The sequence below is a fragment of the Halioxenophilus sp. WMMB6 genome (assembly GCF_033283405.1).
Taxonomy (GTDB): Bacteria; Pseudomonadota; Gammaproteobacteria; order Pseudomonadales; family Cellvibrionaceae; genus Halioxenophilus.
The window spans coordinates 77,838-92,319 of sequence record NZ_JAWMQR010000006.1 but is presented as its reverse complement, the minus strand read 5'-3'; the positions used below and the strand labels follow the sequence as shown (position 1 = coordinate 92,319).

Below are 14,482 nucleotides of genomic sequence, written 5' to 3'. Positions count from 1 at the left end.
GCCACTCATCGCTGAGCACCGGGCAAAAAAAAAGGAAAGCAGAGCTTTCCTTTTTTAGGTACGGGCCAGGCACCGTAGCGATAGCGGCACCCGCAACCTTAATGGGCGTCACTTAAGACTTGGAGGCTTCTACCTGAGCAGCTACCTCAGCGGCGAAATCCACCACCTCTTTTTCGATACCCTCGCCCACTTCCAGGCGAATAAAGCCAACCACATCGGCGCCGGCATCTTTCGCCAGCTGACCAACGGTCACATCGGGATTCTTAACGAAAGGTTGCTGTACCAGGCTGCTCTCTTTCAAGAACTTGTTGATACGGCCAACCATCATCTTCTCAACGATGTTGTCTGGCTTACCAGCCATGTCAGGCTGAGCCTTGATGATCTCTTTCTCTTTTTCCAGCAGTTCTTGCGGCATATCTTCCGGCTTGTTCACCCGTGGGTTAACCGCGGCCACGTGCATGGCGATCTCTTTGGCCAGATCTGAGTCCTGGTTGGAGACCTGTACTGCGGAAGCGATACGGTTGTTGGAGTGAACATAGATACCTACGGCACCGCCATTGGCTTCCACCAAAGAGATACGACGTACGGTGATATTCTCACCAATTTTCTGTACCAGCTTCTCGCGGGCATCTTCCAACTCACCAGCCATCAGGGCGGCGATATCGGTTTGCTTATCAGCAAAGGATTTATCCAGCACGGTGCCCACGAATCCCAGGAAGCCTTCGTCACGGGCGACGAAGTCGGTTTCACTGTTCACTTCCAGAACAATCGCGTAGCTGCCATCTTCGGCAACGCGGGCAGCCACAACGCCATCTGCGGCGGTACGGTCGGCTTTCTTGGCGGCTTTCAGGCCACTGGCCTTACGCAGGTTCTCAATGGCCAGTTCGATATCGCCATCGGCTTCAGTCAATGCTTTTTTACACTCCATCATACCCAGGCCGGTACGCTCACGGAGATCTTTTACCAAGGCTGCAGAAAAAGCTGCCATTGTCCTATCCTCATGTAAAGAATTGGTTGTTTGTTAAACAAAAGGGGCTATGCGCCCCTCTTGCTGACTCTATTTTGGCTGTGCCGGTTTATAGCGCGCCCACATGCCACCCATATGACAGCGGACGCTGCGGCAGAGGCTTACTCGCCTGCGGCGGCGGGCTCACCATCGTCAGCTTCAACGTACTCGTCTTTGGCTGGCGCTTGGCTGTTGGCTGCACCTTCTAAACAGGCGTCGGCAATAGCACTGGTGTAGAGTTTGATTGCGCGAATAGCATCGTCGTTACCAGGGATAACGTAATCAACACCTTCCGGGCTGCTGTTGGTATCAACCACACCAATAACCGGAATGCCCAGCTTGTTGGCTTCCTGAATGGCGATACGCTCGTGCTCAACATCGATAACGAACAGCGCATCGGGCAGACCACCCATATCTTTAATACCACCGATGGAGCGCTCAAGCTTCTCCATGGTTCGGGTGCGCATCAGGGCCTCTTTTTTGGTCAACTTTTCGAAAGTACCGTCCTGGCTTTGAGCCTCAAGCTCACGGTAGCGACGGATAGAAGCACGGATGGTCTTGTAGTTGGTCAGCATACCACCCAACCAACGGTGGCTAACGTAAGGCTGGCCAGCGCGTTCAGCCTGCTCACGAATGCTCTTCTGGGCGGCGCGTTTGGTACCCACAAACAGAATCTTCTTCTTGGTGGTGGCCATTTTACGCACAATTTCCAGGGCTTCGTTGAAAGCTGGAGCAGTGTACTCAAGGTTGATGATGTGAATCTTGTTGCGGGCCCCGAAGATGAAACGGTTCATTTTGGGGTTCCAGTAGCGGGTCTGGTGGCCAAAGTGGACACCGGCCTGCAGCATATCGCGCATGCTTACTTGTGGCATTTTGAATTCCTGATTGTCTTGGGTTAGGCCTCCATATACCCCAAAGCGCCAACTCCCAGAGCGGATAGCTGACCGGGAGCACCCAGGCGATTGTGCCGGTATATGTGTGACGATTAGTTACCTTTAATGTCGCCTGAGCAGCACGAAAACCCCGCACCACCCAAAACGAGGCGCGCTTTATACCACAACGCGCCCACCAATACCACTCTAAGATAAGCCGTCTAAAGCCACACAGCGCAAATGGAGATACATCCGTAGTGACTACTGATAGTTTTCTTTTATGCCCGGCTTCGGGCCAGTTACTATCGATAGCGCCACCCATGGTTTACAATCTCTGGTCTATTTGGGTGCCGCCCACCTATTTTGTTTGCACGTAAAGCATTGATTTAAACGCAAAGCAGCCATCGATTCCCCGCCCCTCTGACGGCGCCATCGATCGCCCCATGAAACATAAAACGACTATTTAGAAACCCTATGAGCAATATCTCGCTTAAGACGCCCGAGCAGTTAGCCCAGATGCGAGTGGCCGGCCGCATGGCAGCGGAAGTACTGGAAATGATCGCCCCCTACGTTAAACCGGGGGTTACCACCGGCGAGCTCGACCGACTCTGCCACGACTTTATCGTGCAGGAGCTGAAAGCCATTCCTGCGCCCCTCAACTACAAAGGCTTCCCCAAGTCGATCTGCACTTCCATCAACCAGGTGGTTTGTCACGGCATTCCCTCCGAGAAGAAAGTGCTAAAAGAGGGCGACATCGTCAACCTGGATATCACCGTCATTCACAATGGCTTCCACGGCGACACCAGTAAGATGTTCGCCGTCGGTAAAATCGCCCCCCACGCTGAGCGGCTGGTGCAGATCACTCAGGAGTGCCTCTATAAAGGTATTGAGCTGGTACGCCCCGGCACCCGTCTGGGCGACATCGGCCACGTCATACAAACCCACGCCGAGAAGAACTACTACTCGGTGGTGCGCGAATATTGTGGCCACGGCATCGGCCTGGAGTTTCATGAAGAGCCCCAGGTGCTGCACTACGGCCGGCCCGGCACCGGCATGGAGCTGGTGGAAGGGATGACCTTCACCATTGAGCCCATGATCAATGCCGGCAAAGCACAAACCAAATTGAAGAAAGATGGCTGGACGGTGGAGACTCGTGACGGCCGCTTGAGCGCCCAATGGGAGCATACTCTGGCGGTCACCGCAGATGGCGTAGAGGTATTGACCGCCCGTCGCGAGGAAAGCTTTTAGTGCAGCCCCCCTATTTTGAGTCACCCCTGGTATTTTTTGACCAGGAGAAGTTTCGGCAAAACCTGGCCAACAGCCAGGAGCGGGTCACTATATTCAAAGATGCCCTGGCGGCGGCCGACGCCCACTTCAACAAGCGTTTTTGGGACGGTGCCAGCATCCGCTCACTGGTTAGCGAGCGCGCCATGTTTGTCGACTGCATGCTGCACTACGCCTGGCACCAGTTCCTATGGACCGAACAGTGCGGCCTGTTGGCGGTGGGTGGCTATGGCCGCAAAGAGCTGCACCCCCACTCGGATATCGACATCCTCATCCTCTTTGAGGAGGAGTGTATTGAATCCCAGGCACATAATATTGAAGCCTTTGTCATGCTGCTGTGGGATATCGGCCTCGATATCGGCCACAGTGTACGCACTCTGGAGCAGTGTACCCGCCTGGCCAAGGACGACATCACCATCGTCACCAACATGATGGAGTGCCGCACCATTGTCGGCCCCAAGGGGCTGGCGGCCGGTCTCAAAGCCGCCGTTGGCCCCGATAAAATCTGGCCGGCAGAGGCCTTCTTCACCGCCAAACTGGCGGAGCAGGAGAAGCGCCACAAGAAGTACAACTTCACCGAATACAACCTTGAGCCTAATATCAAAAATGCCCCCGGCGGCTTACGCGACATACAAACCATCTGCTGGGTAACCAAACGCTTTTTCGGTATCGAAACCCTGGCCGACCTGGAAGGGCAAAACTTCATTACCGCCCGCGAATTGGCCGTGTTACACGGAGGCCAGGAGTTCCTCTGGCGGGTGCGCTATGGCCTGCACCTGCTGGCCGGGCGCTCCGAAGAGCGATTGCTGTTCAACTACCAAACCGAATTGGCGGTGATGTTCGGCTACAGCAACTCCGAGAAACGGCTGGCGGTCGAGCAGTTTATGCACTGGTACTACCGGGTGGTGCTGTCACTGCGCGAACTGAACGATGTGATTTTACAGTACTTGAGCGAGGCCATCCTGCACAAGGATGAGTATCAGAAAATCACCCCCATCAACGAACGCTTCCGGCTGGCCAACAACTACATTGAAGTGACCCATCCCAAGGTGTTTGAAGAGTCACCCTCGGCGCTGCTCGAGATCTTCGTCTTGATGGGCTCGATGCCCCATATTCAGGGGGTGCGCGCCGCCACCATTCGCCTGATCCGCGAAAACCGCGATCTGATCGACGAAAACTACCGCAACAAGCCACTGCACATTGAGCTCTTCTACCGCCTGCTCAAGTCGCCCTTCGATCTGTTCACCGTGCTCAAGCGCATGACCCGCTACGGCGTACTGGGCCGCTATTTGCCCGAATTTGGCCGCATCACCGGGCAGATGCAACACGACCTGTTCCACATCTACACCGTGGATGCCCACACCCTGCACGTTATTAAGCACATTCACACCTTTGGCGACAGCGAGGCCAAAAACCGATTTCCCATTGCCCATCACATCTACCGCAACCTGCGCAAACAGGAGCTGCTGGTATTGGCCGGGCTCTATCACGATATCGGCAAAGGCCGGGGCGGCGACCACTCACTGCTGGGCGCCAAAGACCTCAAAGCCTTCTGCAAACGCCACAAGTTAACGCGCAGAGACACCAATTTAGTTGTCTGGCTGGTGGAGCAGCATCTGAAGATGTCGTCGGTATCGCAAAAAGAGGATATCGCCGACCCGGAGGTGGTACGCAACTTTGCCCTGGAGGTGGGTGACCAGGAACACCTGGACTACCTCTACACCCTGACGGTGGCCGACATGAACGCCACCAACCCCAATATCTGGAACAACTGGCGGGCATCGCTTCTGCGCCAGCTCTACATGGAGACCAAGCGCGTGCTGCGCCGCGGCCTGGAGAACCCCGTTGACCGCCAGGATATCGTCGACGAGACTCAGCAGCTGGCACTGTTCAAGCTGGCCGACCGATCCATCTCCGAAGCCCAGGTGCGGGCGGTATGGGGCGACATCAACGACGACTACTTTATTCGCGAGCACCACCTGGATATCGCCTGGCAGACGGCGGCGGTACTGGAGGCGGAAGAGGCCGATATCGTCATTGCCTTTAACACCTCCACCAGCTTTCACACCGAGGGTGCCACCCAGATATTCATCCGCACCCAGAATCGGAAAAACGTGTTCGCCACCACGGCCTCCACCCTGGACCACCTGAACCTCAACATTCAGGAGGCACGTATTTACGAGTCTGATTCGGGAGTGTCGGTGGACCACTACTATGTGCTCGACCAGCATGGTCGCGCCATCGGCAACGACCTTATCCGCCTGAACAAGATCAAAACCGTGCTCAACCGGGAATTGGCCATGCAGACCGACGACTCGGCCAGCATCCACCGGCGCACGCCAAGAGAGCTGAAACATTTCCGTATTCCCACGCAAACCGGCATCTATAACGACCTGATCAGCGGCCAAACCCTGCTGGAGGTGATCTCCCCCGACCGCCCCGGCCTGTTGGCCCGTATTGGCCAGATTTTTATCGATCAGGGTATCCACCTCACCAGCGCCCGCATCAGCACTCTCGGCGAACGGGTGGAGGACGTCTTTATGATTTCCGACCTCAACGGCGAGCCCCTGAGCGATCCGAACCACTGCGAGCAGCTACAGGCCGAAATCCGCCGTCAGCTCGACGAACAGAACCAAGCGCAAGACGCGCAAGCATTGGCCTAGAGCACCCACACCCACCATGAACCCTGATTTAACACGGCTGCACAGCTACCCCTTTGAGAAACTGGCTGAACTGAAGAGTGGTATCACACCACCGGCAGACCGCCCCCACATTTCGCTCTCCATCGGTGAGCCCAAACACCCGGCGCCGGAATTTGCCCTGGCGGCCATTCGCGACAATCTCGACCTGCTCAGCAACTACCCGGTCACCGGTGGCACACCGGCCATGCGTGAGGCCGCGGCCAGTTGGGCGAGCAACCGCTACCAGTTGAGCCACCTCAATGCCAGCCAGGTAATTCCGGTCAATGGCACCCGCGAAGCGCTGTTTGCCATCGCCCAGGCGGTGGTCGACCGCAGCCAGCAGCCCATCGTGATGATGCCCAACCCCTTCTATCAGATCTACGAAGGGGCCGCCCTGCTGGCCGGTGCCGAGCCCTACTACCTCAACTGCACCGCTGAACAGGGCTACCTGCCCGACTACCAGCAGGTGCCCGAGGCCGTCTGGCAGCGCTGCCAGCTGCTCTATCTCTGCAACCCGGGTAACCCCACCGGCGCGGTAATGCCCGCCGAACAGCTGCGTGAGCTGATCGAGCTGGCCGACCGCTACGACTTTGTGATCGCCTCCGATGAGTGCTACTCCGAAATCCACTTCGAGCAGCCGCCCACCGGCCTGCTCACCGTGTGCGAAGAGCTGGGTCGCCACGACTACCGTCGCTGCGTGGTCTTTCAGAGCCTGTCGAAACGCTCCAATTTGCCAGGTCTGCGTTCGGGCTTTGTCGCCGGCGATCAAGCCATCATCACCCCCTTTCTGCACTACCGCACCTACCACGGCTGCGCCATGCCGCTCACCATTCAGGCGGCCAGCAGTCTGGTTTGGCAGGATGAAACCCACGTGGCCGCCAACCGGGCGCTCTACGCGCAGAAATTTGCGCAGGTACTGCCGGTGTTACAGACGGTACTGGCAGTGCAAAAGCCCGATGCCGCCTTCTTCCTCTGGGCCAAAACCCCCATCGACGACCAGGCCTTCGCCCGCGAACTGTTTGCCGCCGAAAACGTAACCGTGCTGCCGGGCAGCTACCTGGCGCGCACCGCCCAGGGCACCAACCCGGGCGTGAACCATGTGCGCATGGCGTTGGTGGCGGAGGTCGAGGAGTGCCTGGAAGCCGCCCACCGGATTCAACGCTTCGTGCAAGGGCTGGCGCAGTGAGCCAGCTGCCACCGGCCACCGGCGCCGTCCGCAACCTGAGCAAAGCCGAGCGGGTGGCCTTTATTCTGGCTAAGCTGGCCGAACTCTACCCGAAGCCGCCGATTCCCCTCGACCACACCGACCCCTACACCCTGCTGGTAGCGGTACTGCTCTCGGCTCAATGCACCGACGAGCGGGTCAACCAGGTGACTCCGGCGCTGTGGCAGCTGGCCGATAATCCCTGGACCATGAGCCAGCAGTCAGCCGAGACCATTCGGGCCATTATCCGCCCCTGTGGCCTCTCGCCGCAGAAGTCCAAAGCCATCGCCCGCCTGTCGCAGATATTGGTTGAGGAGTACGACGGCCAGGTGCCGGCCGACCTCGAAGCCCTGGAACAGCTGCCGGGGGTGGGCCACAAAACCGCCAGTGTGGTGATGTCGCAGGCCTTCGGCGTACCAGCGTTTCCCGTCGACACCCACATTCACCGCCTGGCCCAACGCTGGGGGCTGACCAACGGCAAGAGCGTGGCGCAGACCGAAAAAGATCTGAAACGGCTCTTCCCGAAAGAGCGCTGGAATGACCTGCACCTGCAGATCATCTACTACGGCCGCGAATACTGCAGCGCCCGTGGCTGCGATGGCCGGGTGTGTGAAATTTGCACAACCTGCTACCCCACCCGCAAGCACCCGAAAAAGACACTCAAGGCCTAACCGCCAATAATCCCGGCAATCGCCCCTTAGCCTGTGATCGCAGGCGGAAACTTTGCTATTATTCCCGACCTTTTTTGCCCCCAGTGGCAAATTTAAGCAGCATAAAGGGGGAATTCATGCTGACTTTATATGGCATCAGCAATTGCGACACCGTCAAAAAGGCGCGCAAATGGCTGGAACAAGCCGCGCTAGAGTACCAATTTCACGATTTTCGGGCCGACGGACTGACACCGGCAATGGTTCAAGCCTGGCTGGATGAACTCGGCGCCGAGACCCTGGTAAACAAGCGCAGCACCACCTGGAAACAGCTCACTGAAGCCGAACGCGAGCAGGCCCTGGGCGCCGATGCTGCGGCCCTGATCTGCCAGCACCCAACCCTGATCAAACGGCCCCTGCTGGATACCGGCAGCAGCCGGCAGGTGGGTTTCTCCGCCGCCAACTACCAACAGCTATTGGGCTAGTCAGCCGGCCACTCACTCTCACCACCGCTTGCGCCATCGGCAGCAGTGGCATTAACCAAACGAACAGAATAGGACAGCACCATGACCACTCTCTTCAGCTTAGGCCTGGGCGTAGGCACACAAAACAGCCAGGGCAGCTGGTTGGAAGTTTTCTACCCGCAACCACTGCATAACCCCAGCGAAGCCGTCGCCACCGCCGTGGCCGAGGTATTGGGTTACCAGGGCGGCAATCAGGCGATCGCCTTCGGCACAGACGAAGCCGCGCAACTGGCCGGCGCACTGGAGGGCATTGACGAGCAACTGGCCAAAATCGCCCAGAGCTTCACCACCAGCAAACGGCCACTGGTAGCCACCCTGCTGGCCGAGGATAGCGGTCCACAATCCACCCCTGAAGCCTACCTCAAGCTGCACCTGCTCTCCCATCGCCTGGTGAAACCCCACGGCGTGGACCTGAGCGGCATCTTTGCGGTACTGCCCAACGTCGCCTGGACCAACCAAGGCGCCATCGACCTGAGCGAACTGCCCGAAAAAATGCTGGCCGCCCGCCTGGCCGGCGAAGAGCTGGAAGTCTCTTGTGTTGATAAATTCCCGAAAATGGCCAACTACGTGGTCCCCACCGGTGTGCGCATCGCCCACACCGCCCGCGTGCGCCTGGGCGCCTACCTGGGCGAAGGCACCACCATCATGCACGAAGGCTTCGTCAACTTTAACGCCGGCACCGAAGGCCCAGGGATGATTGAAGGCCGCATCTCCGCCGGCGTGTTTGTCGGCAAGGGCTCCGACCTGGGTGGCGGCTGCTCCACCATGGGCACCCTCTCCGGCGGCGGCAACATTGTTATCTCCGTGGGTGAAGGCTCCCTGCTGGGCGCCAACGCCGGTATCGGCATCCCGCTCGGTGACCGCTGTACTGTTGAGGCTGGCCTCTACATCACCGCCGGCACCCGTGTTGCCCTGCTCGATAACACCGGCTCGGTGGTGGATACTGTCAAAGCGCGTGACCTGGCCGGCCAGAACGACCTGCTCTTTCGCCGCAACTCCGTAACCGGTGCGGTGGAGTGCAAAACCAATCAGACCGCCATTCAACTCAACGAAGCCTTACACGTTCACAACTAAGTTAGGTGCCCGCGCAAATGACCAACCTCTCTGCCACGGTAGAACTTACTCAAGCCCTGATCAGCCGTCCTTCGATCACCCCGGAGGACGCCGGCTGCCAGGAGCTGATGGCCGAACGGCTGCGTGCCATCGGCTTCCACTGTGAGTTTCTGAGCTGGGGCGAGGGCAGCGAGCGGGTGCAAAATTTATGGGCGGTGCGCGGCGACAGCGGCCCCATCTTCGCCTTCGCCGGCCACACCGACGTGGTACCCACCGGGCCGGAAGAGAACTGGCTCTTCCCCCCGTTTGAGCCCACCCTGCACGAGGGCATGCTCTACGGCCGCGGCGCCGCCGACATGAAAGGCGCCCTGGCCGCCATGGTCACCGCCTGCGAACGGTTTGTGACAGCACACGCCAACCACAACGGCCGTATCGCCTTTCTGATTACCGCCGACGAAGAGGGTCCTGCCGACTATGGCACGGTGAAAGTGGTGGAGTGGTTGGAGAACCGTGGCGAGAAGATCACCTGGTGCCTGGTGGGCGAGCCCTCCAGTACCGACCTGGCCGGCGATGTGATCAAAAATGGCCGCCGGGGCAGCCTGGGTGGCTGGCTGACAGTCAAAGGGGTGCAGGGCCATGTCGCCTATCCGCACAAGGTCAAAAACCCTATCCATCTGGCGGCGCCGGCGCTGGCGGAGCTGGCCGCCCAACAATGGGATAACGGCAACGACTACTTCCCCGCCACCAGTTTTCAGATCTCGAACATCAACGGTGGCACCGGTGCCACCAATGTGGTGCCCGGCACCCTTAAAGTCATTTTTAACTTCCGCTTCTCCACCGAGCTCACTTACCAGCAGATCATCGAGCGGGTTGAGTCAATCCTCAACAAACACGGCCTGGACTACCAGCTGGACTGGCACTTAAGCGGCGAGGCCTTCCTCACCGAACCCGGCGAACTGGTCAACGCTACCGTATCGGCCATTAAGGCGGTTACCGGTATCGAAACCCAGTTGTCGACCGCCGGCGGCACCTCCGATGGCCGCTTTATCGCGCCCACCGGCACCCAGGTGATTGAGCTTGGGCCCATCAACGCCACCATTCACCAGCTGGATGAGCATGTCAGCATCGCCGACCTGGACCACATCTCGGCGGTTTACGAAGGGATATTAGCGCGCCTGTTAGCGCCCTAGCCGGGAATCCGGCCCCAGCCTATAAGACGGGTACCCGGTCCCTGGCTGAACACCGGGCGTCCGACTGCTTGCCAAACGCCGGTCGTTCGGTTGCGGGCTAAACCAAGCGTCCAATAAAGTTGTCGAACTGTGTATTGATTTTCAGCAGTGCTGAAAACCCACCTCCCCAGGCGGAAGGCCACTGACGAGGGCAGCCAGAATGCTCAGCTTTCAAAAACAGATTCAACACAACCCCTGTTTTGGCTGCGGCCAGGAGAACCCCGATGGGCTCGGCATTGAGAGCTTCTGGTCCAATGAGGACCCGGAGACCGCGATTTGCCGCTTCACCCCCAGCCCACAGCACATGTCGGGCAGCCGCAAATTTCTCAATGGCGGCATCATCGCCACCATTATCGGCTGCCACTGCGTCTGTACCGCCATCGCCGACGGCTACCGGCGGCAGAATCGGGCTATTGGCAGCGAACCGACCATCTGGTTTGCCACCGGTGAACTCAACCTGAAGTATCTGCGGCCGGTGAGCCTCAACAATACCGTAGAACTGCGCGCCAAGGTGATCACCGTAAAACCACGCAAAACCCGGCTGGAGTGCCAACTGTGGAGCGAGGGCCGGCCCTGCGTCAGCGCCGAGTTGCTCGCCGTTGAGGTCGACAGCCAGTGGATAAAATAACGTTCTGGCGGCGACCGGCCCTGGCATCGGCACTGTCTCTGCTGGCTGTGGCCACCGGCGGCTCCCCGCTTGCCCCCAGTTCGACCACGCCAGAAGCCACCAAGGTCGCCTGCCACCAATTCCCACAACCGGTCTATTTTCAACAGCGGCCACTGGCCTGCGGTACGTCTGATTGCCAGCCCAGACTGGTGGAGCACGCCTGCCAGGCGAGAGTGCCGGGAGACTGCGATAAATCAAACAGTTGGCGTTCTGTCTATGCGATAACAGGCCTACCGGCTGGCAGCCAAATAGTTAAAACCATCCGCAAAGCGCAGTCAGCCGACGGTGACCAATTGTTGGTCTGTTGGTACTACCAATAAACCCGAGGGAGTATAGTGAGCGAAGTGCAAACCTACGGTGTGGGTGACGCCACCTTCAGAGCAGTGGGCGGAGAGGCCGGTGTTTACCGCCTGGTGAATGCGTTTTACGACATTATCGCCAGCAGCCCAGAGACCGAAGCCCTGCATCAGATGCACAACAACGATTTAACCGAAAGCCGGGACAAGCTGTTCCGTTTTCTGAGTGGCTGGATGGGCGGTCCCAAGCTCTATCGCGAACGTTATGGGCCCATCGATATTATTAACAGCCACGCCCATCTACCCATTACTGATGCCGGCCGTGACGCTTGGCTGTGGGCGATGACAAAAGCGATTGGCCAGCAGCACTACCCCCAGGATCTGGCTGATTATTTGCTTAAACAATTGACTGTGCCGGCAGATAGAATTCTCACGCGCCACCAATGCTGAGTCTAGGTAGGATGGAAGCGGTATCAGGCTTGAGCTCGCCCAAACTTTAATTCATGATCCTTCTGTTACCGACGCAATATCGACCACTAGTAATTGGCCACACAAGCAATCAGACCTGAACAACGAAAGAAATTAAAAGGGACACGCTTATGGAATCCATGAAAGTTGCAGATTACATGACCACCGAATTTGTAAAGTTCAACCCTAACGCGCTGGTGGTGGAAGCTGTTAGAGACCTGCTGAAACACGAGGCGATTGGCGGGCCGGTGATCTCTGCCAGTGGGGAGTTGGTTGGCTGGATCTCCGAGCAGGATTGTATGAGCTCTGCCCTGCAGGTGCTTTACTACAACCAGAGGGTAGCGCAGGTGGCCGACGTAATGAAAACCGAGGTGCTGACTGTCCTTGAAGACGACGACCTGCTCAGCCTTGCTCAGCAGATGCTCAAACAGAAACCCAAAGCCTATCCAGTATTGGATGATGACGGGCGGGTGATAGGGATTATCAGCCGGCGGTTAATCCTACGCGCCATCGACAAACAACTGCTGGCGATCAGCGCTGAAAGCCCGATCAAGCAGCCTCACGAAGCCCACTTAGGCTAGGTTTATTAAGATCGCTGGCGATTTGTAGCCGGACTAGTAGCTACAAATCACCGGTGACTCCGTTTTATTCGGACAACTGGCCGTATTTTCCTTTGTAGAACAGCAGTGGCGAACTAGTATCGCCCACAACAAAGTTATCCACTTCACCAATAATAATGGTGTGGTCGCCACCGGGGTATTTTGCCCAGGTGCGGCATTCGAAGGTGGCCATTACGTCCTCCAGTAGTGGACTACCAGAGCTGCCCAGGGTGAACTGCCCTGTCTCCAGCAGATGGCCGCCCTTTTTGGCGTAAAGGTTGGAGAGTGATTGCTGCGGCGCAGACAAGATATTGATGGCGAACTTGTCACACTGGTTAAACGTCTCGTAACACTCCGAAGAGAGCTGAATACTCCACAAAACCAGTGCAGGCTCCAGCGAAACCGACGAGAAGGAGTTGATGGTCATGCCAATGGCAGTACCATCTTCCAGAGTAGTCGTCACGACACAGACACCAGTGGCGAAACAGCCGAGCGCATCGCGAAATTCTTTTGTGTTCAACATTAAAAACTCCATTCCTAGTCATACAGGCCGTGCTGCACACGGCGCGACTACGCTATTTTTGGGCTAAAGCCCTGCGCAGGTTCCGTTGTCGGCAGAACCCACCACTAATCCATAGACGTAAAAAAGCCGGGTAGCCTACCAAGCTTTACCCGGCTTTTACAGTGCCAGTGGCGCAATTGCAAACCTCGGCTGGCAAGTGACCTTTGGGCATCACCCTAGCGGAGTTCAAACCGAAGCCAGAGAGATACTTGGTGGCTGACCAACCATCATCGACCACAATCACCTGGCCATTGATGAATTCACCGCCCGGTGAATACCAACAGGCAATGGTAGCGGCAATATCCACCACGGCACCCAGGCGCGGACTGGGGATCATCTGCTGGTTCATCGACTGAGAGATGGGGTTGCCATAACGGCCTTTGGTCATAGGCGTGACGGTTACTCCAGGTGCCACCGCGTTACCGCGAATACCCTGCGGAGCCTAGCGGCAGGCGATTGCTAAGTTAAGCCGTTCATACCAGCCTTGCACCTGGACCAGGAGCCGCGGTAACGGCCACCCATCAACAAGAAGACTGAGTTGACTTAATGGTGACCGAACCTGGTTTCATAAGGGTGATTGCATCACGCGCCAAACGATACGGCGCACAGCATCAAGCCGGCATTGAAAATCGAGGAAATCGTGGTCGGTGTCGCACAGGGCCTTGGGCGGGCTGATAGCGGCATGACTGAAGGGTGCCTTTTCCAAACCGCTCCACCCCAAAAGCACCATACCGCTACCGACAATCCATTCAGAGGCATCGTCATTGGCGATATCGACCGGCAGGGTGACAACCTTGCTCGGGCCGCCAACCTCTATCGCCAACACCTCCAGCTTACCGGTATCACGGCCAACGCCCGCACCTTGTAAACAGCAGCCACCAACTCTACTGCGGTTGCAAAACCTAGGCTGCTACCGGCACCGGTGTAATAACACTGCCACTTGTCTGATTTTATCTCTTATCGTTTTAGCAAATGAGTGGCATCTCGTTTCGGCTCTTTATCAGCCCGTTGTATACCCGGATTCAAACCGGGCTGGTAAGAAATCTGATTGAGCTGCATCAAAATTCGTATTCGATGGTTACCCGCTCAGTCAATGGGATTGCCTGGCACACCAGAATATAACCCTCGGACATTACCTTACCGGCCAGGGCGTGGTTTTCGTCAAAGGTTACCTCGCCCTCGGTAATTCGGGCCATGCAGGTGCCACAATAGCCACTGCGACAAGATGAAGGCAGATGAATTTGCGCCCGGTCGGCGGCGGCCATCAGGCTTTCCCCCTCCTCCCGATCAAATTCATAGCGATCATCACCTCTTACCACGGTGATCACTATTGGCTGCCCAGGGTTGGCTTCAGGTTGTTGTAAACTACTCTCTTCACTCATTGACTGTA

17 protein-coding genes are annotated in these 14,482 nt (G+C 57.5%); 11 read left to right on the top strand and 6 right to left on the bottom strand.

Going from position 1 to position 14,482, the window contains the following annotated elements; genetic code table 11:
• Positions 1 to 112: 112 nt before the first annotated feature.
• Positions 113 to 988, bottom strand: a complete 876-nt coding sequence (gene tsf / locus SBL51_RS15065; RefSeq protein ID WP_317931876.1) for a translation elongation factor Ts — start codon at positions 986 to 988, stop codon at positions 113 to 115.
• A 140-nt stretch (positions 989 to 1,128) separates the two neighbouring features.
• Complete coding sequence (gene rpsB, locus SBL51_RS15060) at positions 1,129 to 1,878, bottom strand: 30S ribosomal protein S2 (RefSeq protein WP_317931875.1); 750 nt, start codon at positions 1,876 to 1,878, stop codon at positions 1,129 to 1,131.
• A 474-nt stretch (positions 1,879 to 2,352) separates the two neighbouring features.
• Between rpsB and map the strand changes: the two genes are divergently transcribed.
• The 11 genes from map to SBL51_RS15005 all read left to right on the top strand — a co-directional run bounded on the left by map (position 2,353) and on the right by SBL51_RS15005 (position 12,512).
• Entirely contained in the window at positions 2,353 to 3,126 is a 774-nt protein-coding gene (gene map, locus SBL51_RS15055) for a type I methionyl aminopeptidase (RefSeq protein ID WP_317931874.1), read from the top strand.
• Positions 3,126 to 5,825 carry a [protein-PII] uridylyltransferase gene (locus SBL51_RS15050; protein WP_317931873.1) on the top strand — a complete coding sequence of 900 codons (2,700 nt, stop codon included), beginning with the start codon at positions 3,126 to 3,128 and terminating at the stop codon, positions 5,823 to 5,825. Before map ends, SBL51_RS15050 begins: the two co-directional genes overlap by 1 nt.
• Positions 5,826 to 5,841: 16 nt before the next feature.
• Positions 5,842 to 7,029 carry a succinyldiaminopimelate transaminase gene (dapC, locus tag SBL51_RS15045; RefSeq protein WP_317931872.1) on the top strand — a complete coding sequence of 396 codons (1,188 nt, stop codon included), beginning with the start codon at positions 5,842 to 5,844 and terminating at the stop codon, positions 7,027 to 7,029.
• Positions 7,026 to 7,718 (top strand): endonuclease III, encoded by a 693-nt coding sequence (gene nth / locus SBL51_RS15040; protein WP_317931871.1) that lies wholly within the window; start codon positions 7,026 to 7,028, stop codon positions 7,716 to 7,718. Before dapC ends, nth begins: the two co-directional genes overlap by 4 nt.
• 116 nt (positions 7,719 to 7,834) lie before the next feature.
• Positions 7,835 to 8,179: an ArsC family reductase gene (locus tag SBL51_RS15035; protein ID WP_317931870.1), complete on the top strand. Its 345-nt coding sequence runs from the start codon at positions 7,835 to 7,837 to the stop codon at positions 8,177 to 8,179.
• An 81-nt stretch (positions 8,180 to 8,260) separates the two neighbouring features.
• A complete protein-coding gene (gene dapD, locus SBL51_RS15030; RefSeq protein ID WP_317931869.1) occupies positions 8,261 to 9,292 on the top strand; it encodes a 2,3,4,5-tetrahydropyridine-2,6-dicarboxylate N-succinyltransferase in 1,032 nt (343 codons plus the stop codon).
• Between the two features lie 17 nt (positions 9,293 to 9,309).
• On the top strand, positions 9,310 to 10,461 hold the full coding sequence (gene dapE / locus SBL51_RS15025) for a succinyl-diaminopimelate desuccinylase (RefSeq protein ID WP_317931868.1): 1,152 nt from the start codon (positions 9,310 to 9,312) through the stop codon (positions 10,459 to 10,461).
• A gap of 199 nt (positions 10,462 to 10,660) precedes the next feature.
• The gene (locus tag SBL51_RS15020; RefSeq protein WP_317931866.1) at positions 10,661 to 11,128 is read left to right on the top strand and encodes a PaaI family thioesterase; all 468 of its coding nucleotides are present in this window, start codon (positions 10,661 to 10,663) and stop codon (positions 11,126 to 11,128) included.
• Complete coding sequence (locus SBL51_RS15015) at positions 11,116 to 11,487, top strand: hypothetical protein (RefSeq protein ID WP_317931865.1); 372 nt, start codon at positions 11,116 to 11,118, stop codon at positions 11,485 to 11,487. The genes SBL51_RS15020 and SBL51_RS15015 overlap by 13 nt, the downstream gene beginning before the upstream one ends.
• Before the next feature lie 15 nt (positions 11,488 to 11,502).
• On the top strand, positions 11,503 to 11,913 hold the full coding sequence (locus SBL51_RS15010) for a group II truncated hemoglobin (RefSeq protein WP_317931864.1): 411 nt from the start codon (positions 11,503 to 11,505) through the stop codon (positions 11,911 to 11,913).
• Positions 11,914 to 12,062: 149 nt separating this feature from the next.
• On the top strand, positions 12,063 to 12,512 hold the full coding sequence (locus tag SBL51_RS15005; RefSeq protein ID WP_317931862.1) for a CBS domain-containing protein: 450 nt from the start codon (positions 12,063 to 12,065) through the stop codon (positions 12,510 to 12,512).
• Positions 12,513 to 12,576: 64 nt separating this feature from the next.
• Here SBL51_RS15005 and SBL51_RS15000 read toward each other — a convergent pair whose 3' ends face one another.
• The 4 genes from SBL51_RS15000 to SBL51_RS14985 all read right to left on the bottom strand — a co-directional run bounded on the left by SBL51_RS15000 (position 12,577) and on the right by SBL51_RS14985 (position 14,474).
• The gene (locus SBL51_RS15000; protein WP_317931861.1) at positions 12,577 to 13,053 is read right to left on the bottom strand and encodes a flavin reductase family protein; all 477 of its coding nucleotides are present in this window, start codon (positions 13,051 to 13,053) and stop codon (positions 12,577 to 12,579) included.
• Positions 13,054 to 13,198: 145 nt separating this feature from the next.
• Positions 13,199 to 13,522 (bottom strand): SDR family oxidoreductase, encoded by a 324-nt coding sequence (locus SBL51_RS14995; protein WP_317932075.1) that lies wholly within the window; start codon positions 13,520 to 13,522, stop codon positions 13,199 to 13,201.
• A gap of 135 nt (positions 13,523 to 13,657) precedes the next feature.
• Positions 13,658 to 13,918 (bottom strand): hypothetical protein, encoded by a 261-nt coding sequence (locus SBL51_RS14990; RefSeq protein ID WP_317931860.1) that lies wholly within the window; start codon positions 13,916 to 13,918, stop codon positions 13,658 to 13,660.
• A gap of 232 nt (positions 13,919 to 14,150) precedes the next feature.
• Positions 14,151 to 14,474, bottom strand: a complete 324-nt coding sequence (locus tag SBL51_RS14985; protein ID WP_317931859.1) for a 2Fe-2S iron-sulfur cluster-binding protein — start codon at positions 14,472 to 14,474, stop codon at positions 14,151 to 14,153.
• Positions 14,475 to 14,482 lie beyond the last annotated feature (8 nt).

What these genes read in the sequence shown, in the direction of transcription:
- tsf (WP_317931876.1), bottom strand. Translation starts at nt 988, where the DNA reads ATGGCAGCTTTTTCTGCAGCCTTGGTAAAAGATCTCCGTGAGCGTACC.
- rpsB (WP_317931875.1), bottom strand. Translation starts at nt 1,878, where the DNA reads ATGCCACAAGTAAGCATGCGCGATATGCTGCAGGCCGGTGTCCACTTT.
- map (WP_317931874.1), top strand. Translation starts at nt 2,353, where the DNA reads ATGAGCAATATCTCGCTTAAGACGCCCGAGCAGTTAGCCCAGATGCGA.
- dapC (WP_317931872.1), top strand. Translation starts at nt 5,842, where the DNA reads ATGAACCCTGATTTAACACGGCTGCACAGCTACCCCTTTGAGAAACTG.
- SBL51_RS15035 (WP_317931870.1), top strand. Translation starts at nt 7,835, where the DNA reads ATGCTGACTTTATATGGCATCAGCAATTGCGACACCGTCAAAAAGGCG.
- dapD (WP_317931869.1), top strand. Translation starts at nt 8,261, where the DNA reads ATGACCACTCTCTTCAGCTTAGGCCTGGGCGTAGGCACACAAAACAGC.
- dapE (WP_317931868.1), top strand. Translation starts at nt 9,310, where the DNA reads ATGACCAACCTCTCTGCCACGGTAGAACTTACTCAAGCCCTGATCAGC.
- SBL51_RS15020 (WP_317931866.1), top strand. Translation starts at nt 10,661, where the DNA reads ATGCTCAGCTTTCAAAAACAGATTCAACACAACCCCTGTTTTGGCTGC.
- SBL51_RS15005 (WP_317931862.1), top strand. Translation starts at nt 12,063, where the DNA reads ATGGAATCCATGAAAGTTGCAGATTACATGACCACCGAATTTGTAAAG.
- SBL51_RS15000 (WP_317931861.1), bottom strand. Translation starts at nt 13,053, where the DNA reads ATGTTGAACACAAAAGAATTTCGCGATGCGCTCGGCTGTTTCGCCACT.
- SBL51_RS14985 (WP_317931859.1), bottom strand. Translation starts at nt 14,474, where the DNA reads ATGAGTGAAGAGAGTAGTTTACAACAACCTGAAGCCAACCCTGGGCAG.